This window comes from Pseudomonas sp. GW821-FHT02B10, from assembly GCF_059421865.1.
In genome coordinates, this window is sequence record NZ_JBWKVU010000004.1 from 212,011 (window position 1) to 233,447 (window position 21,437).

The following is a 21,437-nucleotide window of genomic DNA, read 5'->3' on the forward strand; positions in this document are numbered from 1 at the left end:
CGGCAGGCGTGGCGCACTCAGATCTTCCACTGCTCCGAGCTTTTCGCCAGGCGCTGGCGCATCTCGTCGAGGGTGGCCACCAGTTGCCGGGTCAGCAGGCGGTAGCCGTCCAGCGCGCTGTAGACCGAGGTGTCGAGGGGCGAGGAGGCCGGGCCATCCAGGGGCCGCCCCAGGCGTCTGGTGGCGCCGGATTGCAGGGCGCGGGCCATGCCCACCAGCTGTATGCGCACCTGCCGGTGCTCATGTTTCATGAGCTGTTGCAACTGTTCGCGGGCCTGTGGGTCGCTGAGGTCCGGCCGGGTATTGCCGAGGATTTCCAGGGTGCTGAAGCACATGCGCAGGTTGCGCTGGATGGCATCCAGTTCGGTCATGGAGATCCGCACTTCCTTGGACACCGAGGGCATCAGCGAGCGCAGTTGCAGCAAGGTGCTGTTGAGGCGCCCGAGCAACTTCAGGTGTTCGTCGTCGGTCACCGACTGACCGCCGATGATGCGTCCGTAAAGGGTGGCGCAGTCGCGCAAGGCGCTGGCCAGGTTGTAGCGCCAGGAATACACCGCGTACAACGGAATGGCGAAGGAAAACGCCAGGGCCAGGGCGATACCGATGAGGATATCCACGGTGCGCCACAGGCCATCGCTGACGTGGTTGTCGCCGTGGCCGGCGACGATGAACACGGTGATCGCCGCCAGCAGCGCGGTGTAGCCGCCCTTGCCGATGGCGTGATAGGAGAAATACCCGCACACCACCGACATCCCCAGGTAGGTCAGCCAGGACAGGCCCAGGTAAGCCTGCTGTACCACCAGCACCAGGCCGACGCCCGCGCCGATCAAGGTGCCGATGGCCCGTTCCGCGGCCTTCTTGCCAATGTTGCCGTGGTGCTGCAAGCCGCCGATCACCACCAGCATGGTCACCGACGCCCATTCGCCGTGGGGCAGATTGAGGCCGGTGGTCAGCACGATGGTGGCCAGCAACCCCAGGGCCACGCGCACCGCATGGATCAGCTTGGCGTAGCGGTAGCGCCGATACGGGTCCAGTACCGGGAGCAGGAAGCGGCGCAACAGCGGTGGCAGGCGGAAGGTCTGGCCCAGGGGAGTTCTCCGTTTCTAGAAAATGTAATCGGTGGTCAGGAAGCTCGACTCGCGGTTACGGATGATGTCGCTGATCAGCTCCTTGTTGCTCTCCTGGAACTTGGTGGCCACCAGGGTGCGGATCGAGAAGGTGCGCAACGCGTCATGCACCGACAGCGTGCCTTCGGCGGAGTTCTTGCGCCCGTTGAAGGGGTAGGTGTCCGGGCCGCGCTGGCACTGGGCGTTGAGGTTGATCCGCCCGACCTGGTTGGCGAAGGTGTCCACCAGATGCCCGACTTGTGCCGGCTCGGTGCCGAAGATACTCAGCTGCTGGCCGAAGTCCGATTCCAGGACATAGTCGATCACCGTTTCCAGGTCGCGATACGGCACGATCGGCACCACCGGCCCGAACTGCTCTTCCTGGTACACGCGCATCTGGCTGTTCACCGGGTACAGCACCGCCGGGTAGAAGAACGACGCCCGCGCCTCGCCTCCGCCGGGGTTGACCACCTTGGCGCCCTTGTCGATGGCGTCGGCCACCAGGGCGTGCAGGTAATCGACCTTGCCCGACTCCGGCAGCGGCGTCAGCGCCACCCCCGGTTCCCACGGCATGCCGGGCTTGAGGCTGAGCAGCTTGGCGTTGAATTTCTCGATAAAGGCATCGACCACGCTTTCATGGACAAAGAGGATCTTCAGCGCGGTGCAGCGCTGGCCGTTGAACGACAGCGAGCCGGTGACCGCCTCGTTGACCGCGTTATCCAGGTCCACCTCCGGCAGCACGATGCCGGGGTTTTTCGCGTCCAGGCCCAGGGCGGCGCGCAGGCGGTGCGGCTTGGGGTGCAGTTTCTTCAGGTCGCTGGCGGCCTTGTTGGTGCCGATAAAGGCGAAGATATCGATCTTGCCGCTGGCCATCAGCGCGCTGACGGTTTCCCGGCCGCTGCCGTAGATCACGTTGATCACCCCGGCCGGGAAGCTGTCGCAGAAGGCTTCCAGCAGTGGGCGGATCAGCAGCACGCCGAACTTGGCCGGCTTGAACACCACGGTGTTGCCCATGATCAGCGCCGGGATCAGGGTGGTGAAGGTTTCGTTCAGCGGGTAGTTGTACGGGCCCATGCACAGGGCCACGCCCAGGGGCACGCGGCGGATCTGGCCGAGGGTGTCCTGCTCCAGCTCGAAGCGGCTGGAGCGGCGGTCGAGTTCCTTGAGGGCGTTGATGGTATCGACGATGTAGTCGCAGGTGCGGTCGAACTCTTTTTCCGAGTCCTTGAGGTTCTTGCCGATTTCCCACATCAGCAGCTTGACCACCGCCGAGCGCTGTTCGCGCATGCGCCCGAGGAAGGCTTCGACGTGCTGGATGCGTTCGGCCACGCGCATGGTCGGCCACGCGCCCTGGCCACGGTCATAGGCGCGCACGGCGGCGTCGAGGGCGGTCAGCGCGGTATCGGCGTCGAGCAGCGGGGTGCTGCCGAGAATCACTTGTTCGTCGCCATGGGCGGTGGCCAGGTACACCGGGCTGCGCACCAGGGCCAGGGGGCCGTTCCAGGTCTGCAACTGACCGTCGACCAGATACTCGCGTTGCTCGACCTGGCCGTCCAGGCGGTACTGCTCGGGGATGTCGGCGGCGACGGGAAACAGCGTGTTCAACAGAGGGGCTGTGGTCATGACTCTATTCCGTAATGGCAATGGGCAATGCACCGGCGGGCTGGAGCGCGCCGGCGCTGACGGGCGAGACGGGTCTTCAAGGTTTGTTTCTACGGGTATACGCCTTGATGTCTCGGGTCTTTAGCAAAAAGCTGGGCCAAAATGGCGGAAAGTCGTGCAGCAGAGGTGTGATGGTGTGGTTCTTTGGGCCAAGAGTAGCCGCTTTTTCCCATGGAAAAACAGCCTTTGTTTCAACCGGCGCTGAACAATTGGCGGATCAGCCTGGGTGTGCTGCCGGTCCAGCGCTTGAACGAGCGGCGGAAATTCGCCGCGTCGTTGAAGCTCAGGTACTCGGCGACTGCCTCGTTGCTCAGGCCCTTGATCCGGTACAGGTACAGCGCCACGTGCTTGCGCACCAGGTCCGCCTGCTGCTGGAAACCGCTGTCGTGCTTGTGCAGCTTGCGCTTGAGGGTGGCCGGGCTCATGCCGAAGGCCTGGGCCGTCTGTTCCAGGCTTGGGGCCTGGCGCACCTGGGCTTGCAGGTAGCGGTAGACGCAGTCGAGAAAGCTTGAGGCAAAGCCCAGTTGCTCGAGCTGGCCCTGGGCTTCCTGGCGCGCCACCTGGCCGGCGGTGGCCGAGGCGTTGGGCCAGGGCTGAGTGAGGAATTCCCGGGGGATGCGCATCAGGTCCATGGGGCGCTTGAACTGGGTGTGCTCGCCCAGGTGCACCCAGTACTGCTCGACATAACGCGGCTCGGCATGGCTGAAGCTGCATTCCCAGGGCAGGCGCTGGCCGCTCAGCCACTGACTCATGGCCACCAGCGAGGTCATGCTGGCCTCCAGCAAAAAGCGCCATTGTTCGCCGGCGCCACAGCTGTCCAGCCAGTAGAAATAGGCGTGCTGGTCGTCCAGCAGCAAGCGCGGGCTGGCCAGCGGGCTGAGCAGCGCCTGTTGCTGCACCAGGGTGTCGAGGGCCTGGTGCAGGTTCTGCGCGTGGCGCAGGGCGTGGCTGGCGGCGCCGTAGTGGCCGGGCAGCAGGCGCTGGCCGAACAGGAAGCTGCTGTCGTCGGCGTCCAGCAGACGCCGGCTGTTGCCGATCAGGCCGAGAAACTGCTGTGGGCTGAGGCGGGTCTGGCCGGCGAGGATGTCCTCGTGGAACAGCCCGGTGCCGCGCAGCAGGCGATGGCTGTCGATGTCCCGCGACAGCGCCAGGTCGATCAGGCTGGCCGGCTGGTAATGCCCGGGAATGAACCGGCTGTCGTTTTCGTACCAACGGGTCTTCAGGGTCATGGCCGGGCCTCAGGCGCTTTTCGCCAGCGGTTGCTTGGCCCGGGCCAGGGCCAGGTTGAGGCGCTTGAGCAGCACCTCCGGCGTCTCGTCGAGGGCCATCACCACCGCGGTGCAGGCTGACAGCTGCAAGCGTTCGCCGTGCTGGCGGCTCTTGTGCGCCAGGCTCCGTACCGCCTGTTGCAGCTCCTGGGCCAGCAGCCGCGCCTGGCTCTCGCCGGTGTTCGGCAGCAGCACCACGAAGCGGTCGCCGGCCAACCGGCAGAGCAGGTCCTGGCGACGCAGGTTGAGCAGCAGCAAATGGCTCAGCGCCTGCAGCACCGCGTCGCCCTCGGCGTGGCCGAAGTCCTGGTTGATCGCGGCGAAGTTGTCCAGGTCCAGGGCCAGCAGCGACAGCGGCTGCTGCTGGCGCTGGCTGTCCTGCAGGCTGTCGGCCAGCTGGCGCTTGAGGTAGTCGGCGCCGCCCAGCGGGGTGAGCTTGTCGAACAGCCGGTGCTCGCGGAACAGCCGTTCGCGTTTCTCCATCTGCGCGCTGATCGCCAGCTGTTCGCGGTGCCAGTGGTAGATGCCGATGGTCAGCAGGACCATGCCCACCGGCATCGGCGCGGATTCCAGCCAGTGGTCCCAGGCGATGCTGTCGGGCAGGCGGATGAACTCGTCGAGGCTGTCGATCCACCAGGAGAAGAAGATGCAGCTCAGGCCCAGGGCCAGGTAGTTGGTGACCCGTCCCGCCGGGCGGCTTTTCAGCACCAGGCCGAGCCAGATCAGGGCCAGCAGCGCGGTACCGCCTTCGCCGACGATGTCCAGCCACACCCATTCGCTGACCGCCTTCAACTCGCCACAAGCCAGGTGCAGGAGCAGGCCGAGATTGGCCGCCAGCAGCAAGGTGGCGAGTTTCCATCGGTGGGGTTTGAGCACTGAGAACATGGCCGCGATCCTTTGGCGAAGAAGCAATGCGCGCCAGCACAGCAGATGTGTGTGACAGCCGGGTGACGGCGGCGAAGCGGGTGGGGGAGGTCGAATCAGCTCATCGTGGCGGTGTGTTTTTTTTGCGATCTGGGGGCGGTGTGGCCGCTGACGTTACGCGGTGTAGGAGCGAGGCTTGCCCGCGAAAGCGTCAGGCCAGTCACCGCCAACCCCCGGGAAAAGGTCATTTCAGCTCACTTTGCCCCTCGAACCCGGCCCAAACCCCGCTTCAAGGGCCTCCCCGCCAACCCCTGTCACGGAACCGTCATTCGCCGACCCTAGCTTGCCCTCCCAGTTGCCGGGCCCCTTGCCTGGCGTCACCGGACTCTTGGGGGAGGACCATCATGTACAAGCGCAGCAGCACCGCCGGCCTGCTCGGCTTCACGCTCACCGCCCTGGCCATGGCGATCGCCAGCGAACGCCTGAGCGCCGCCGAAGCCGACTCGAGTAAAACCACCGAACACCTGGAAGTGGTCGGCCAGGCCGCGAGCATCGACCAGGCGCTCAAGGAGCAGCGCAGCGCCGACAGCATCAAGAGCGTGGTGCACGCCGACGGCGTGGCCCAGTTGCCGGACGAGAACGTCGCCGAAGCGGCGCAGCGCCTGCCGGGCATCAGCGTCGAGCGCGACCAGGGCGAAGGGCGTTTTGTCAGCGTGCGTGGCCTGGGCCCGGACCTCAACAGCGTGACCATCAACGGCACCCTGGTGCCGGCCCCGGAAAGCGAACGCCGCGCCGTGGCCCTGGACGTGCTGCCCTCGGAGCTGGTGCAGTCGCTGTCGGTGATCAAGACCCTGACCCCGGACATGGACGCCAACTCCCTGGGCGGCACCGTCGATGTGCAGAGCCTTTCGGCCTTCGATCACAAGGGCCTGTTCTACACCGGCAGCACGGAAGCCAGCTACGACCGGAACACTCACCAGACCAGCCCGAAATTCTCCGGCGCGGTCAGCGACCGCTTCAGCCTCGGCGACGGCATCGACAACTTCGGCGTGGCCGCGGCCCTGAGCTGGCAGAAGCGCGACTTCGGTTCGGACAACGTCGAGACCGGCGGCGCCTGGGACTTCGAACAGGGCGCCAAACTGCAGGAGTTCGAACAGCGCGACTACGACATCAGCCGCGAGCGCGCCGGCGGCGGCCTGAACTTCGACTACAAGCCGGACGACCTCAGCAGCTACTACCTGCGCACCCTGTACAGCCGCTACAAGGACAGCGAGACGCGTAACGCCGCCAGCCTGGAATTCGCCGAGCCCCAGGCGGCCGGCGAGCTGGGCGACGCCGAAGGTAAACGCAAGCTCAAGCAGCGCGAGGAAACCCAGGAGATCCAGTCCTACGTGTTCGGCGGCGAGCGCATGTTCGGCCTCTGGACCCTCAGCGGCCAGGCCGGCTACAGCCGCTCCAGCGAGGACAGCCCGGGGCACATCGCCAACGCGGTGTTCGAAGGCAACGACGACTTCGCCGACAGCGGTTTCTACGACAAGGACAAGCCGCGGCCGATCGTCGGCCAGGGGTTCTACGACCCGGCCAACTTCAGCCTGGACAAGGTCGAGTGGGAAAAGCAGCGCACCACCGACACCGAGAAAAACCTGCGCCTGGACCTGGCCCGCGACTACGACCTCAGCGGTTATGCGTCCCAGGTCAAGTTCGGCGGCAAGGTCAGTCGGCGCAACAAGGACAATGACCTCGACGCCTGGGTCTACAAGGACTTCGACGAACTGGGTTTCAGTGACGAGCAGCTCAACCTCGGCCGCTTCCGCAAAGGCAGCGTCGACTATCGCCTCGGCCGCTTCGGCCCGGGCATCAGCGGCGGCTCGATCAAGCAGTTGATCGGCGGCCTGGACCGCGATGCGTTCTTCGACGAAACCGAATCCCGGGTCAACGACTTCAAGATCCGCGAAGACATCAACGCCGGCTACCTGATGAACACCGTCGATATCGACGACTGGCGCTTTATCGCCGGCCTGCGCTACGAAGGCACCGAGTTCGAAGCCAAGGGCACCGGCGCCACCGACGGCGAGTTCCAGTCCACCGCGACCAAGCGCCGTTACCATCACTGGCTGCCGGGCCTGCACGCGCGTTACCAGCTGGACAAGAACACCCAGGTGCGCGCGGCCTGGACCAAGGCGGTGGTGCGCCCGACCTTCGGCCAACTGGCGCCGGGTTTTGTCATCGACGATGACGAGGCCAGCTTCGGTAACCCGGACCTCAAGCCGCTGGAGTCGAGCAACCTGGACCTTGGCATCGAGCACTTCATGGGTCGCGCCGGCACCGTCTCGGCCTTCGTGTTCTACAAGGACATCAAGAACTTCGTCTACAACACCGACCTGGCCGGTACCGGCGCCTGGACCGACTTCGCCGAGGCGCACACCTTCGCCAACGGCGACAGCGCCAAGCTGTACGGCCTGGAACTGGCCTACTCGCAGAAATTCGACTGGCTGCCGGCGCCGTGGAACGGCCTGCTGCTGGGGGCCAACGCCACCTTCAGCCGCTCCGACGCAGAGATCAAGGGTTTCGACGCCGCCAGCGGGGTCAACCGCAAGCGCAGCATCGACCTGCCGAACCAGTCGGACACCGTCGGCAACCTGATGCTCGGCTGGGAAAACGACACGCTCAGCCTGCGTCTGTCGGCCAACTACAAGTCGGACTACCTCTATGAGCTGGCCTCGATCGATGACAAGGCCCACGACCTGCACGTCGATGCCCAGACCTTCGTCGATTTCAGCGCCCGCTACTCGCTGACCAAGAGCCTGCAACTGAGCTTCGAGGCGCAGAACCTCACCGACGAGCCGTACTTCGTCTACACCGGCCACCGCTCCTACAACGGCCAGTACGAGGAGTACGGTCCGACCTACAAGCTCGGCCTGACCTTCACCCACTTCTGATCCCGAGGCGGCGGCGCCTTAGTGCTGCCGCCGTGCCGAATGAACAATAAGGACCTGATCCATTCATGAGTATTTCGTTGTCACCCGCGCGCTGCCTGCTGGTCGCGCTGATCTGCCTGGGTAGCGGCGCGGCCGTTGCCGGCTCCTCATCGGCGCCCACCCTGGCCCTGAAACCCTGGCTGCCCAAGCAGGACCTGGCCATCGAGGCCATCGGCTTCATGCCCGGCGGCAGCGAGCGCCTGGCCGCCAGCGAACGTGACGGCCTGTTGCTGCTCGACGCCCAGGGCGAGGAACTGGCGCGCTTGCAAGGCGCCTTCAATGGCCTGGACAGCCGCGCCGCCGGCCAGCAGGTGCTGGTCGCCACGCTCGACAGCCAGCGCCAGCAGGCACTGCTGGTCAGCCTCGATCCGCGCAGCCGCCAGTGGGGCCAGCCGCTGTACCTGCCGGCGCGGGACTTCCCGGTCAACGGCCTGTGCCTGTACCGCGACGAGGCCAGCAACCTGTTCCTGTTCCTGGTGGGCGAGGAGGGCAAGGGCGAGCAATGGCTGGTGGGCGCCGGCGCCCGGCTGAGCGCCACGGCGCAACGGGTACGCGGCGTACCGCTGCCGCCGGCGGCGCAGTTCTGCCAGGTGGACGATGGCGCCAATCAGTTGCTGGTCAACGAAGAGAACGTCGGCTGGTGGGCCTACCCGGCGCACCCCGAGGCGCAGGTCGAGCGGCGGCCGGTGGCCATGCGCGCGCCCTTCGGCGACATCGCCCAGGCCGCTGGCGCCATGGCCCTGGTGCCGGGTGGCGTGCTGGCGCTCGACCCCAAGGCGGCGCGGCTGCACCTTTATCAGCAGGGCGACCAACAGCAGGGCGAAGGCTGGTCGCCCAGGGCCAACCTGAACTTGCCGGGTCTGAAGGAGCCGGAAAATCTCGCCGTGCAGGCCAGCGCCAAGGGCCTGCAAGTGCTGGTGCGCGACGATGACGACGGGCAGATCTACCAGGGCAGGCTGGACTGGCAGGCCACCCCGGTGCCGCTGGCGCCGGTGCTGCCAAATGTGCCGGCCCTGAGCCAGAGCGAGCCGGTGGGGCGCCAGGGCGACGCGGCGGACGACCCGGCGATCTGGATTCATCCGCGCCAGCCGGAGCTGAGCCGGGTGCTGGGCACCAACAAGAAACAGGGGCTGCTGGCCTACGACCTGCAAGGCAAGTTGCTCCAGGAGTTGCCGGTGGGGCGGCTGAACAACGTCGACCTGCGGGCGAATTTCAAGCTGGGCACCCAGGTGGTCGATCTGGCGGTGGCGAGCAACCGCGATCACAACAGCCTCAGCCTGTTCAGCATCGATCGCGCCAGCGGCGAGCTGCGCGAAGCCGGGGAGATCCCCACGCCGCTCAAGGAAATCTACGGTGTCTGCCTGTTCCAGCCGGCCAGCGGCGAGCTGTATGCCTTTGCCAACGGCAAGGACGGCCGCTTCCTGCAATACCGCCTGAGTGCCGCCGATGGCCGGGTCCAGGGCGAGCTGGTGCGCCAGTTCAAGGTCGACAGCCAGCCGGAAGGCTGTGTCGCCGACGACCAGCGCCAGCGCCTGTTCCTCGGCGAGGAAGACGTCGGCGTGTGGGCGGTGGATGCCCGCGCCGACCAGCCGGCAAACCTCGCCAGCGTGATCAAGGTCGGCCCGCAGCTGCATGCCGATGTCGAGGGCCTGGCGCTGTACCAGAGCAAGACGCATGACTACCTGGTGATTTCCAGCCAGGGCAACGACAGCTATGTGCTGCTCGACGCCGAGCCGCCGTTCGCTTCCCGCGGGGCTTTCCGGGTCGGCCTGAATGCCGCCGCGGGCATCGACGGGGCGTCGGAAACCGATGGCCTGGAGGTCACCTCGGCCAACCTCGGCGGGCCCTGGAGCCAGGGCTTGCTGGTGGTCCAGGACGGCCGCAAGCGCATGCCCGAGCAGACCCAGAACTTCAAGTTCGTGCCCTGGGCCGAGGTGGCCAGGGCGCTGCAACTGCCCTGAGCTGTCATTAACCGTTCATTAACATGTCATCGAATAGCCCCGGCGCCGTCGCGCATTGACGACCCGGGCGCACAGGCAAAGGAGTTTCACCATGCAGGCGACACTGGAACACATGACCATCTGGGGGCTGATCAGCGATGCCAGCCTGTTGGTCAAGGCGGTCATGCTCACCCTGTTGCTGGCGTCGTTGCTCAGCTGGTACCTGATCATCCAGCGCACCAGCGTGCTCAAGCGCAGCGAACGCCAGTTCGACGCCTTCATCCAGCGTTTTCGTAGCAGCGCCGACCTGACCCCGCTGTACCGCGAAAGCCTGCAACAGGCGGACGGCGAGGGCGGTGTCGAGCCGATCTTCCAGGCCGGTTTCCAGGCCTACAGCCAGCTGCGCCAGCAGGGCGGCAACCCGGCCGGGGTGGTGCTCGAAGGGGTCGAGCGTTCGCTGTACGTGGCCATCAGCGAGCAGGAAGTCCGCCTGGAGAAAGGCTTGCAGTTCCTCGCCACGGTCGGTTCGGTCAGCCCCTATATCGGCCTGTTCGGCACCGTGTGGGGGATCATGAATTCCTTCCTCGGCCTGTCCCAGGTGCATCAGGCGACCCTGTCCACCGTGGCCCCGGGCATCGCCGAAGCGCTGATCGCCACCGCCATCGGCCTGTTCGCGGCAATCCCCGCGGTGATCGCCTACAACCGCTTCGCCGCCCGTGGCCAGACCCTGCTGACCCGCTACTACGCCTTCGGCAACGAACTGCAGGCGCGCCTGCATCGCCAGCTGCACGGCGCATCGTCGAACCTGGCCGTCGCGGCCTGAGAGGAGAGTGCAGATGCTAGTCAGGCCGCAACGCAAGCACGGGCCCAAGGCCGAAATGAACGTGGTGCCTTATATCGACGTGATGCTGGTGCTGCTGGTGATCTTCATGGTCACCGCGCCGATGCTCACCCAGGGGGTGAAGATCGAGCTGCCCAAGGTCGCCAGCGAGGCCCTGGCCACCGATACCCGGCAGCAGATCCTGACCCTGTCGGTGAAGGCCGAGGGTGGCTACTACTGGAACCTCGGCGGCGAGCTGGATACGCGCCAGCAGACCGACAGCGCGGTGGACCTCGACGAGATGCGCGCCAAGGTCGCGCAAATCGTCGCCGCGCGCAGCGATACCCAGGTCTACATCCGCGCCGACCAGGACGCTGGCTACGGCCTGGTGGTGGCGGCCATGGCGGCGTTGCAGCAGGGCGGGGTGAGCAACCTGGGGCTGGTGACCGAGGCCCCGCAATGACGGCGATGATCATGCACAGTCCACGGCAGGCTTTCGACGAATTCTCCCTGCAACCCTCGCCCAGGCACTGGCGGTCCCATGCGCTGGCCGCGGTCCTGGCGGTGGCGCTGCACGCCGGGGTGCTGGCGCTGCTGGTGGCGGGCTGGTCGGTAGAGCCGCCGGCCGCCGAACAGCCGGCGGTGTTGCGTACCCAACTGGTGATGCTGCCGCCAGCGCCACAAGCGCCCGAGCCTGTGCCGGCTTTAGTCGAGCCCGCACCGACACCCGCACCACCGGAGCCGGTGCTCGCGGCCCCGGTCGAGCCAGTCAAGCCTGCTGTCGATCCGCAGCTCCAGGCGCGCAAACTCGAACAGGCGGCCCTGGCGCGCAAACGGATCGAGGACAAGAAACGCGAGCAGTTGGCCGAGCAGCAGCGCGAGCGCCAGGAAAACCAACAGCGCAGCCGCGAAGCCGAGCAGCAGCGCCTGGCCCAGGAGCAAGCGCAACAGCAGCAGCGTGCCGAACAGGCCCGCTTGGCCGCCGAGCGCGCCCGGCAACAAGCTGCCGCCCAGGCTGCGGCCGACAGCCGCCAGTACCTGCCCCTGAGCAAGGAGGCTCCGGACTACCCGCAGCGCGCCCTGGACAAGCACATCGAGGGCGACTGCACCGTGGAATACAGCGTCAACCCGCAAGGCAAGGTGGAGAATCCCAAGGTGCTCGATGGCTGCCACCCGCTGTTTATCCGCCCCTCGCTGGCGGCGGCCAACACCTTCCGCTACCAGCCGCGCATCGTCGACGGCCAGGCGGTGGCGGTGCCCGCGGTGCGCAACACCTTCCACTACCGCATCCAATAGCCCTGGCACCACACCTGGCCTCAGCCTCTGTAGGAGCGCAGCTTGCGCGCGAAGCACGATAACGCGGTGCACCGGTAGACCGCGTCGTCTCCATCGCGGGTAAGCCGGATCGCCGCCCGCTCGCTCCGACGTGTATCGAACAAAAACTGTCTCACTGTTTCCATTCATATCCAGATTGAATGGCCAGTTGTTTTGTTAAGTGATTTTTAGAGGCGATATAAGATGTTTTTTATATAAGGCGATTCTTAAATTTCCATGTAAGACGTTTCTGAAAATAATTCAGATTTTTAAGTTTTGACAATGTTGATGATATAAAGCTGATCCCATTTTTCAAGATGCTCGATATCTCATGTCTTTATATTTTCGGAAGCATTTTTTCGGGATTCTTGTGTTTGTCCTTTCACTTGTCTGCTCGAAAGTACAAGCAAGTTGCACTATTGATTATGGCGGCACTAACGTCGGTACGCGCACTATCAGATTGCCAATGACACCGTCCGAATCCTTTGATCCCAGTGTTCCTGACGGCACGGTCCTGTACAGTTCAACCTCACAAGGATCAGCGCAGGTAGGGACAGCCGAGTGCTCCGGACCTATTGGCCGTCTCGAGTTTAGGGGGGTAGGGGCCGTGGGCAGGTTCAATACCTACTCGACTTCGGTTTCCGGTGTGGGTATTCGAATAAACTACTATGCAGCGGGATGGTGGCCACAGTCACTTTCGTCCAGCTCGACGATGTACGCTCTGTACGATTACTCCCCTTCCGTAAAAATCGAGTTGGTAAAAACCGGCCCTATTACGGCGGCGGGGCGGATGACCGGGCTTATCGGTACCTTTACATCTATCGATCACGGCATGGATTTTCAGCGTTTTGTAATCAACGGCAATCTGGAGATCAAGCCGAGAGTACCTACGTGCGCCGTATCGACCCCCACAATCGCCGTAGGCATGGGCAAAGTACATGTCGGTGCTGTGGCCGATAAGGGCGCTACCAACCCGGCACGTCCTCTGGAGATTCGTTTGCAATGCTCGGGCGGGGATGCAGGTGCCCATACAAGAATGTTCATGACCTTGAGCGACGCCGCCAACCCGGGCAATCGCTCCACTACGTTGTCGTTGCTGTCTGGCTCTTCCGCCACGGGAGTAGGCATCCAGATACTGCGCAGCGACGACACGCCGGTCGGCTTTGGTCCCGACTCGGCGGTAGCTGGCAATCCGAATCAGTGGCAAGTAGGCGAGTTCGGTAACGGCCTGGTGACCATTCCGTTAAGGGCACGTTATATCCCCACCGGTGGCAAGGTTGGCCCTGGAACGGCCGATGCTGCCGCGACCTTCACCATGAGCTACCAGTAGCCGAACGGACGCTCTCCATTCAGCGGTCAGTCCAGTAATCCAGCACATCACGCTCAAACGCTCTTGTGCTGCTGCAGGGCTGGCCGCAGATGCCCCCCTCGCTGGCCCGCAATGCCCTCAGGCCGCGGCCGCGCCTGCCTTAGTGTTGGCTCTGGGTCGATCCCGACCGTCACCCGAGAGGAACACCATGCCGGCACCGACTGCCTCGCTGCGGTTTTCATCCGTCGTCACGCGGTATCGCCTGGGGCGCGTCGTGTTGTGGCTGGCGTTGGGCGGGCTGCTGGTGGCCTGCGGCGACAAGCCCGCGCCGCCCTCTACGGCCGCGGTGCAACAGGTACCCGACGACCCGGCGCTGGCGCGGATCTACGACAGCAGTTGCAAGCTCTGCCACGCCAACCCGGCGTCCGGCGCGCCGCTGACCGGCGACGTCCAGGCCTGGCGCCCGCGCATTGCCCAGGGCGCTGACACCCTGCTGGACCACAGCATCAACGGCTATAACGGCATGCCGCCGATGGGCCTGTGCATGCAGTGTTCCGAGGAGCAGTTCCTCGGCCTGATCCGCTTCATGTCCGCGCAAGACCTCCAATAATCCGGCACAAGGACACTGGCATGAGCATGCCCCTCACACGACGTCAGCTGTTGCAACGCGCCGCGGTGGCCGGGACCTTCAGCGCGCTGGCCAGCAACCCGCTGCTGGCCGAGCTGGCGCGGGCGCCCCGGCTGATTCCCTGGCGCAACTGGTCCGGCGCGCAAAGCTGCCTGCCCCTGGCGCGGCTGGCGCCCAAGGACCTGGACGAGTTGGTGCAGGTGATTCGCCAGACCCCGGGCAAGATCCGTCCGGTGGGCTCGGGGCATTCCTTCAGCGCCCTGGTGCCCACCGACGGCACGCTGCTGTCGCTGAGTTTTTTCAGCGGCCTGCTCAGCCACGATACCGCCACCTTGCAGGCCGAGTTCGCCGCCGGCACGCCGATGTCGCGCATGGGCGCGCCGCTCAAGGCGATCGGCCAGGCCCTGCCGAACATGGCCGACATCGACTACCAGACCCTGGCCGGGGCCATCGCCACCTCGACCCACGGCACCGGCGTCGGCTTCAAGTCCTATTCGGCCCAGGTGTGCGGCCTGCAACTGGTGACCGCCAGCGGCGAGGTGCTGGACTGTGACAGCAGCCGTAACGCCGAAATCTTCAACACCGCGCGGGTCTCCCTCGGTGCGTTGGGCGTGGCCACCCGGGTGCGTCTGCAGAATCGCCCGGCCTATCGCCTGCGGGAAAAACAGTGGATCGCCAAGACCGAGGAACTGCTCGAAGACCTGGCGAAAAACACCCGCGAGAACCAGCACTGGGAAATGCTGGTGGTCACCCATTCCGACTACGCACTGTCGATTGCCCTGAATGAAACCGATGACCCGGCGACCCCGCCTGTGGACCCGGCCGAAGAGGGTGGCAACGAGTTCGTCAGCCTGATCGAGAACCTCGATAAATACCTCAGCGACTTTCCCGAAACCCGCCGCACCCTGCTCAACAGCTTGCGGCATTTCGCCCGTTTCGACGACCGGGTCGGCGACTCCTACGAGGTCTACGCCAACGTGCGCAACGTGCGCTTCAACGAAATGGAGTACTCGGTGCCGGCCGAGCACGGCCCGGCCTGCCTGCGGGAAATCCTCAAGCTGATCCGCGACAAGAACCTGCGCACCTGGTTTCCCATCGAGTACCGCTATGTCCAGGCCGACGACATTGCCCTGAGCATGTTCGAGGGCCGCGACAGCTGTTCGATCTCGGTGCACCAGCACTACGCCATGGACCACCACAACGTCTTCGCCGCCATTGAACCGATCTTCTGGAAGTACGCCGGCCGCCCGCACTGGGGCAAGTTGCACAGCCTCAACGCCCGGCAGTTGCAGGCGCTGTACCCGCGCTGGCGCGAGTTCACCCGGGTGCGCGAAGCGCTGGACCCCGGCGGCAAGTTCCTCAATGCACACCTGTCGTCCATCCTGGGCGTGGTCTGAAGGGAGATAAAAAGCATGAATCGACGCAACTTCCTGCTCGGTACCGCGGGTGTCGGCGCCTTGTTGGCGGGCGTGGGGGCCTGGCTGCGGCCCGCCGACCGGGGCGGGCCCTACAGCGACTATTTCCGCGCGCTGAACCAGGAACTCAAGGCCCACGGCCCGATGCGCCCGGTGCTGCTGATCGACCTCGACCGCCTGGACCACAACATCGATGTGGTGCTGCAGTCGGTCAAGCGCGGCGGCAAGCAGCTGCGGCTGGTGGAGAAATCCCTGCCGTCGCCGGGACTGCTGGCGTACATCGGCCAGCGTGCCGGCACCCAGCGCCTGATGTCGTTCCACCAGCCATTCCTCAATCACGATGCCATGCGTTTTCCCGAGGCCGATATCCTGCTGGGCAAGCCGCTGCCGGTGCGTTCGGCGCAGCTGTTCTACCAGGGCCACAAAGGCCGGTTCGACCCGGCCCGGCAGCTGCAATGGCTGATCGATACCCCGGAACGTTTGCAGCAATACCTGGCCCTGGCCCGCGGCCTGGGCACCCGGCTGCGGATCAATATCGAGCTGGACGTCGGCCTGCACCGCGGTGGGGTGAAGGACAGCAGCGGCCTGGGGCCGTTGCTGACCCTGATCGCGGCCAACCCCCAACACCTGGAGTTCGCCGGCTTCATGGGCTACGACCCCTTTGTCGGCATGGGCGTGCCGGGCATTCTCGGCTCGCCCGAAGCGCTGTTCGCCAAGGTCATGCAGCGCTACCAGAGCGCCGTGGACTTCACCCGGCAACGCCATCCAGCGCTCTGGCAGCCGGGGCTGACCCTCAATACCGCCGGCAGCCCCAGCTACCGCATGCATGAGCGGGAACAGTTGAGCAGCGAGGTGTCGGTGGGCACGGCGATGCTCAAGCCGACCCATTACGACCTGCCATCCCTCAGCGAACATCGGCCCGCGGCCTACATCGCCACCCCGGTGCTGAAAAACACAGGCCCGGTGCGCATCCCGGCGCTGGACGACAAGTCGAAGCTGCTGGCCTGGTGGGACCCGAACCAGCGCGAGACCTTCTTCATCTACGGCGGCAACTGGCAGGCCGAGTTCGAGTCGCCGGCGGGGCTGCAAAGCAACGGTCTGTTTGGCCGCAGTTCCAACCAGGAGATGGTCAACGGCTCGCCCGCCGTGGGCCTGGGGCCGGACGACCAGGTGTTCCTGCGGCCGATGCAGAGCGAAGCGCTGCTGCTGCAATTCGGCGACCTGCTGGCGGTGCGCGGTGGGCGGATCGTCGAGCGCTGGCCGGTCTATAGCTAGGTTTTTGCGCTGCTGCCGAGGACCTCATCGCGGGCAATCGAGCAGGCGCGTCCTTCTTCTGTAGGAGCGAGCGGGCGGCGATCCGACTTGCCCGCGATGACCGTGACGCGGAATGTCTGAACCACCGCGTTATCGTTCATCGCGCGCAAGCTGCGCTCCACTATTACAAAGAGAACGGAATCGTCAGCTTGGCCCACAGCATCTCGCCCTCGGGCCGGTTCTCCACGTCGAACTCCTTGGCCCAGCGGATCTCCGCGCTGGCGTACTTGAGGAAGGTCAGGTACAGCGCCGGGCCGATGGCGAACACCTGGCCGCGTACGCCGTCGTCCACGTCCTCGCCGAGAAACTGCACGGTGCGGCCGTACTGTTTGTCGTCGCTGGTCTGCTTCAGGTAGTAGCCGTTGAGCCCCAGGCTCAGGTTGTCGGTCACCTTGTAGCTGGCGGAATAGTCGAAGTGGAAAATCTGCCCGGACTTGTAGTCGGTGGCGTGGTTTTCCTCGTTGAAGCTGTAGGTGGTCTTCAGCGACAGCTCGGTGCGCGGAGTCGGCAGCCAGGTCACCGAAACCAGCGGCTTGTAGGTGTAGAAATTGTTGCTGGTATTGGCCAGGCGCGTCGCGTCGTACTTGCCGGTGGGAATGGTGATTTCCACGGCGGCGCCCAGGGTCAGGTTCTTGCCCAGGTCCCACAGGATGATCGGCGCGATGGTGGTGTCGCCCATGCTTTCGCGCTGGTCCTTGAGGCCGAAGACCCCCACCTGCTGGCGCAGATAGGGCTGCGCCACATAGCCGCCGAGGCGCCCGCCGAATACCCGCAGCGGGCTCAGGTAGTCGAGGCGGGGAATGATCGCGTCGGAGACGATCCGCACGTCCGGCACCTTGCCGCCCAGGGAGCTGATATTCAGCTTCCGCGCTTCGTAGTGGTTGTAATACAGGTTGAAGGCGAACATGTGGTCCGGCAGGCCGTTGACATCCAGCGGCAGGATGAAAAAACCGTCGGTGCCGGGGCCGATATTGTCGACCCCGGATTCGCTGGCCGGGGCCAGGGCGGGCAGGGCGGCGAGGCAGGCCAGGCTGGCGGCGAGGCGCCGGGGGAGAGGGGGGCGGGTCGAATTCATGTTCGGGCTCTTATTATTGTCAGTGGGCGCGCAGTGGGCCGGTTTCCGGCCGCCCCATAGGAATAAGCCTTCGGCACCCGGGCAGGCAGGGTATTGGCGGCCACTGAGGGGGACTTTCGCGGCCAGCCTGCAATGACTTGTTACATCCTTGCGTGAGCGCGAGCGGAAAACGCTATGCTGAGCGGGCGCTCGCCTCGCCCTGGCGGTGTCCGGGAGCGGGGCGCATAACCAGAATAAGCATTGCAGCCGAACCGGCTCGGGACCCGATGCCCATGCAGATGAAAGCCGTCGACCCACAGTACCAACTGGCCCTGGTGTCCCCCTTCCTGTTGCAGACCCTGGCCGAAGTCGCGGGCAGCCACGGCGTCGACCCGCACGCCCTGTGCCGCGGCCTGGGCTTTACCCTCGACGACCTGCAGGACCCCGCGCAACGCATCTCCTACCGCCAGGCCGTGGCGATGATCCAGCGCGCGCTCAAGGCCTTGCCCCGGCAGGGCCTGGGCCTGTGGGTCGGGCACCAGAACGTGCTCGGCACCCTGGGCCTGCTGGGGCATGTGCTGTCTCTGTGCAAGACCCTGCGCGATGCCTTCGACATCGGCATCCGCCACCAGCACACCTCGGGCGGCATCGTCAGCTGCACGGTGCGGCAGCAGGGCGATGAATTTTTCGTCGAGGCCGAATGCCGGCTGCCCTACAGCGACGTGCAGATCTTTGCCGTCGAAGAGTTCTTCGCCAGCCTGCCGGTCTATGGCCGTGCCTTGGTCGGCGCCGATTTCCAGGCGCTGCGGGTCGAGTTCATGCACGCCGCCCCGGCTTACCAGGATGAGTACCTGCGCCTGCTGGGGCCCGACGTGCACTTCGGCTGCCTGCACAACCGCATGGTCATCGCCGGCGAATGGCTTGATACGCGCCTGCCCAACCACCACGCCGTGGCCCTGCGCCAGGCGCTCAAGTTGCTGGAACTGGAAAGCGCCCAGGTGCATCGCAAGCTGGACCTGATCCAGGCGGTGGAGCGGGCCATCTCTCGCGACCTGACCCAGGGCAGCCATATCGAGCAGGTCGCCAGTGACCTGAACATGAGCGGGCGCACCCTGCGCCGGCGCCTGAGCGAGCACGACCTGACCTTCGACGCGTTGCTGGAGCAGGTGCGCCGGGCGCGCACCCTGAGCCTGCTGGCCAACCCGCAGCTGTCCATCGAGCGCATCACCGAGGCGGTCGGCTACAGCGACGTGCGCAGTTTTCGCCGGGCGTTCAAGCGCTGGACCGGCCTGAGCCCCAGTGCCTATCGGGAGGAGGGCGGCCAGGCGTAGGACAGGGGCGTGGCCCTTCACCGCGTCACTTCATGGGTGTCTAAACCCCCACAAATTGTGGTGCTCCGGGTAAACTCCGGGCTTTCTTCAAGGAGTCGCTATGAGTTACTACCAGCCGGGCATTCTTGCCACCCCCGTTCCGAGCCAGGCTCGTCACCTGTTTTTCGCCCTCGAATCCATCGAGGCGCTGCCGGCGGCGATCGATCGTCTGCTGACGCTGGTGGACGGGAAAACGGCGGTAGCAGGGTTTGGCGCGTCGCTGGTCAAGGCGCTGGGCGCCCGCGTGCAGGGACTCAAGGCCTTCCCGGCGCTGACCGGCGTCGGCGTCGACAACCCTTCGACCCAGCATGCGCTGTGGGTCTGGCTGCATGGCGAAGACCGCGGCGAGCTGCTGCACCGCGGCAACGCCCTGGCGGCTGCCCTGGCCCCGGCGCTGCGCCTGGTGCAGATGAACGAAGCCTTCCGCCACAAGACCGGCCACGACCTGACCGGTTACGAGGACGGCACCGAAAACCCCCACGATGAAGAAGCGGTTTCCGCGGCCCTGGCCGACGGCAGCGACGGCCTGCGCGGTGGCAGCTTCGCCGCGATCCAGCAGTGGCAGCACGACTTCAAGGGCTTTGCCGCGATGCATCAGGAAGAGCGCGACAACATCATCGGCCGCCGCCTGAGCGACAACGAAGAGCTGGACGACGCGCCGGACTCGGCCCACGTCAAGCGCACCGCCCAGGAGAGTTTCACCCCCGAGGCCTTTATGGTGCGCCGTTCGATGCCGTGGATCGAAGGCGACAAGGGCGGCCTGATGTTCCTCGCCTTCGGCCACAGCCTCCAGGCCTTCGAAGTCCAGCTGCGACGCATGAGCGGCCTGGAAGACGGCATCGTCGACGGCCTGTACCGCATGAGCCGGCCGATCACCGGCGGCTACTACTGGTGCCCGCCGCTGCAGGATGGCCGCCTCGACCTGCGCGCCCTGCAAGCGGTCTGATCCGCGCTCATCGCTGACAAACCTTGCTCTTACAGAAGTGTGCTTTCCTCTGTAGGAGCGAGGAGGACGCCTGCTCTTGGCACGCGACGCCGACAGACTCACTTATGGCGTTATTAAGGTAAATATAAGACACCGGTAATGTTGAAAATATCTGCTTTTATTGCCTGAAGGCCATTGTCATATCTTATAGACAGGGCTGATGCTTGGCGTTATGCAAGGTGAGCGGAGTTATTAAGACGTTTCTTAATTTTTTGTGTTTTTCTTTGGCGAAAATGCGGGGGGTGATATAAAGGTCGGCAAATTTTCTTGTCGGTCTTTACTGTATGTCTGTTTGTTCTGGAAGGTTGTTGTTTTGTATATCGTCTGTCTTCTTGTTTGCTTGTTTTAAGGTTAATGCAAGTTGCACCATCACGAGGTCGGATGGCGCTGTTGTTAATTCGCTTATCGTGACACTTCCACTGGCGGCATCTCAGCCTTTTGATCCGAATGTTCCTGACGGTACGGTTATATACAGCTCTTCAGGAGCGGGAACAGGGCTGGGAGGTAGGGCCAAATGTACCAGCGTAGTGGGTGATGTCCAATACAGGGGTATCGGGCCTGTAGGGAAGTTCAATACTTATTCAACTCCGGTTGCTGGTATCGGCATCCGCATTCGAGGAGGTATCAACACAAGTCAATGGTGGCCTCAACAAATGACAAGCCCTAATATTGACTATGGCCTAGGGACGGGATCAGACTTCACAGTGGAGTTGGTGAAAACGGGGCCGGTCACGGCGTCAGGACAATTGACGGGGCTTATTGGCACAACTACGGCTATTGCTCATGGCTCGGATTTTCGCAGGATTTCAATTAGTGGCTCCCTGCAGATCAAACCGAAAGTTCCCTCTTGTTCTCTTTTGACTCCTAATATCTCGGTGAGCCTTGGAAAAGTCTCGATCAGTTCGATGACGGGGCCAGGTGTTACTACTTCATCATCTCCGCTGGAGATTCGCCTGAAATGTTCAGGGGGTAATGAAGGCAGTACCACAAGAATGTTCTTGACCCTGACCGATGCTGTCAGTCCGGGTAACAGGTCCAGTAATTTATCGCTGCTGCCGGGTCCCGCCACGGCCTCAGGGGTGAGTGTGCAGATATTGCGCGGTGACGGCACACCGGTCAGCTATGGCCCGGACTCGGCGGAAACCGGCAATCCGAACCAATGGCAAGTGGGTGAGTTTGGCAACGTCATCGTGACCATCCCGTTCAAGGCGCGTTATATCCAGACGGCCACTAGCGTCCGCCCGGGGTCAGCCAATGCGGCGGCGACCTTTACCATGAGTTATCAGTAGACGGATGACTTCTGCCGGACTTGCCCGCGATAAACGATGATGCGGTGTGCCAGGCAAACCGCGCAGGCCTTCGCGGGCAAGTCGGATCGCCGCCCGCCCGCTCCTACAGAAGCCAAACGCT

The 21,437-nt window shown here is 64.5% G+C and carries 18 protein-coding genes; 12 read left to right on the forward strand and 6 right to left on the reverse strand.

All coding sequences use genetic code 11. From position 1 onward, the window contains the following. Window positions 1–17: 17 nt before the first annotated feature. The 4 genes from AC07VU_RS11485 to AC07VU_RS11500 form a co-directional block, all read right to left on the reverse strand. Window positions 18–1,058: an FUSC family protein gene (locus AC07VU_RS11485; RefSeq protein ID WP_101338442.1), complete on the reverse strand. Its 1,041-nt coding sequence runs from the start codon at window positions 1,056–1,058 to the stop codon at window positions 18–20. Window positions 1,059–1,103: 45 nt separating this feature from the next. Then, complete coding sequence (locus tag AC07VU_RS11490) at window positions 1,104–2,729, reverse strand: NADP-dependent glyceraldehyde-3-phosphate dehydrogenase (protein ID WP_495029871.1); 1,626 nt, start codon at window positions 2,727–2,729, stop codon at window positions 1,104–1,106. A gap of 230 nt (window positions 2,730–2,959) precedes the next feature. Beyond that, window positions 2,960–3,997, reverse strand: coding sequence for an AraC family transcriptional regulator (locus tag AC07VU_RS11495; protein ID WP_274303913.1), 1,038 nt, complete (start codon window positions 3,995–3,997; stop codon window positions 2,960–2,962). Between the two features lie 9 nt (window positions 3,998–4,006). Continuing rightward, window positions 4,007–4,921, reverse strand: a complete 915-nt coding sequence (locus tag AC07VU_RS11500; protein ID WP_457276720.1) for a GGDEF domain-containing protein — start codon at window positions 4,919–4,921, stop codon at window positions 4,007–4,009. Between the two features lie 383 nt (window positions 4,922–5,304). Here AC07VU_RS11500 and AC07VU_RS11505 point away from each other — a divergent pair, with 383 nt between their 5' ends. The 9 genes from AC07VU_RS11505 to AC07VU_RS11545 all read left to right on the forward strand — a co-directional run bounded on the left by AC07VU_RS11505 (window position 5,305) and on the right by AC07VU_RS11545 (window position 16,579). Further along, on the forward strand, window positions 5,305–7,839 hold the full coding sequence (locus AC07VU_RS11505) for a TonB-dependent receptor (protein WP_495029872.1): 2,535 nt from the start codon (window positions 5,305–5,307) through the stop codon (window positions 7,837–7,839). 65 nt (window positions 7,840–7,904) lie between these two features. Then, window positions 7,905–9,839 (forward strand): phytase, encoded by a 1,935-nt coding sequence (locus tag AC07VU_RS11510; RefSeq protein WP_495029873.1) that lies wholly within the window; start codon window positions 7,905–7,907, stop codon window positions 9,837–9,839. Between the two features lie 91 nt (window positions 9,840–9,930). Next, entirely contained in the window at window positions 9,931–10,641 is a 711-nt protein-coding gene (tolQ, locus tag AC07VU_RS11515; protein WP_495029874.1) for a protein TolQ, read from the forward strand. Between the two features lie 13 nt (window positions 10,642–10,654). Beyond that, window positions 10,655–11,101: a protein TolR gene (tolR, locus tag AC07VU_RS11520; RefSeq protein ID WP_009044506.1), complete on the forward strand. Its 447-nt coding sequence runs from the start codon at window positions 10,655–10,657 to the stop codon at window positions 11,099–11,101. Further along, complete coding sequence (locus AC07VU_RS11525) at window positions 11,098–11,934, forward strand: energy transducer TonB (protein ID WP_495029875.1); 837 nt, start codon at window positions 11,098–11,100, stop codon at window positions 11,932–11,934. Before tolR ends, AC07VU_RS11525 begins: the two co-directional genes overlap by 4 nt. 730 nt (window positions 11,935–12,664) lie before the next feature. After that, the gene (locus tag AC07VU_RS11530; protein WP_274303902.1) at window positions 12,665–13,282 is read left to right on the forward strand and encodes a fimbrial protein; all 618 of its coding nucleotides are present in this window, start codon (window positions 12,665–12,667) and stop codon (window positions 13,280–13,282) included. A gap of 187 nt (window positions 13,283–13,469) precedes the next feature. Then, the gene (locus AC07VU_RS11535; RefSeq protein WP_274303900.1) at window positions 13,470–13,871 is read left to right on the forward strand and encodes a c-type cytochrome; all 402 of its coding nucleotides are present in this window, start codon (window positions 13,470–13,472) and stop codon (window positions 13,869–13,871) included. Window positions 13,872–13,957: 86 nt separating this feature from the next. Further along, the gene (locus AC07VU_RS11540; protein ID WP_495029969.1) at window positions 13,958–15,286 is read left to right on the forward strand and encodes a D-arabinono-1,4-lactone oxidase; all 1,329 of its coding nucleotides are present in this window, start codon (window positions 13,958–13,960) and stop codon (window positions 15,284–15,286) included. Between the two features lie 84 nt (window positions 15,287–15,370). Continuing rightward, window positions 15,371–16,579, forward strand: a complete 1,209-nt coding sequence (locus AC07VU_RS11545) for a DSD1 family PLP-dependent enzyme (protein ID WP_173679829.1) — start codon at window positions 15,371–15,373, stop codon at window positions 16,577–16,579. On the opposite strand, the gene AC07VU_RS11550 is transcribed toward AC07VU_RS11545, so the two are convergent. Together AC07VU_RS11550 and AC07VU_RS11555 are read right to left on the reverse strand one after the other, a co-directional pair. Continuing rightward, on the reverse strand, window positions 16,576–16,728 hold the full coding sequence (locus AC07VU_RS11550) for a hypothetical protein (protein ID WP_185057573.1): 153 nt from the start codon (window positions 16,726–16,728) through the stop codon (window positions 16,576–16,578). The genes AC07VU_RS11545 and AC07VU_RS11550 overlap by 4 nt on opposite strands. Before the next feature lie 14 nt (window positions 16,729–16,742). Then, window positions 16,743–17,693, reverse strand: a complete 951-nt coding sequence (locus AC07VU_RS11555) for a SphA family protein (RefSeq protein WP_495029876.1) — start codon at window positions 17,691–17,693, stop codon at window positions 16,743–16,745. A gap of 272 nt (window positions 17,694–17,965) precedes the next feature. Here AC07VU_RS11555 and AC07VU_RS11560 point away from each other — a divergent pair, with 272 nt between their 5' ends. The 3 genes from AC07VU_RS11560 (at window position 17,966) to AC07VU_RS11570 (ending at window position 21,316) form a co-directional block, all read left to right on the forward strand. Then, entirely contained in the window at window positions 17,966–19,003 is a 1,038-nt protein-coding gene (locus AC07VU_RS11560) for an AraC family transcriptional regulator (protein WP_062825598.1), read from the forward strand. 100 nt (window positions 19,004–19,103) lie between these two features. Beyond that, the gene (locus tag AC07VU_RS11565) at window positions 19,104–19,988 is read left to right on the forward strand and encodes a Dyp-type peroxidase (protein ID WP_274303895.1); all 885 of its coding nucleotides are present in this window, start codon (window positions 19,104–19,106) and stop codon (window positions 19,986–19,988) included. Window positions 19,989–20,554: 566 nt separating this feature from the next. Then, complete coding sequence (locus AC07VU_RS11570; RefSeq protein WP_274303894.1) at window positions 20,555–21,316, forward strand: fimbrial protein; 762 nt, start codon at window positions 20,555–20,557, stop codon at window positions 21,314–21,316. The last annotated feature ends 121 nt before the right edge of the window (window positions 21,317–21,437 follow it).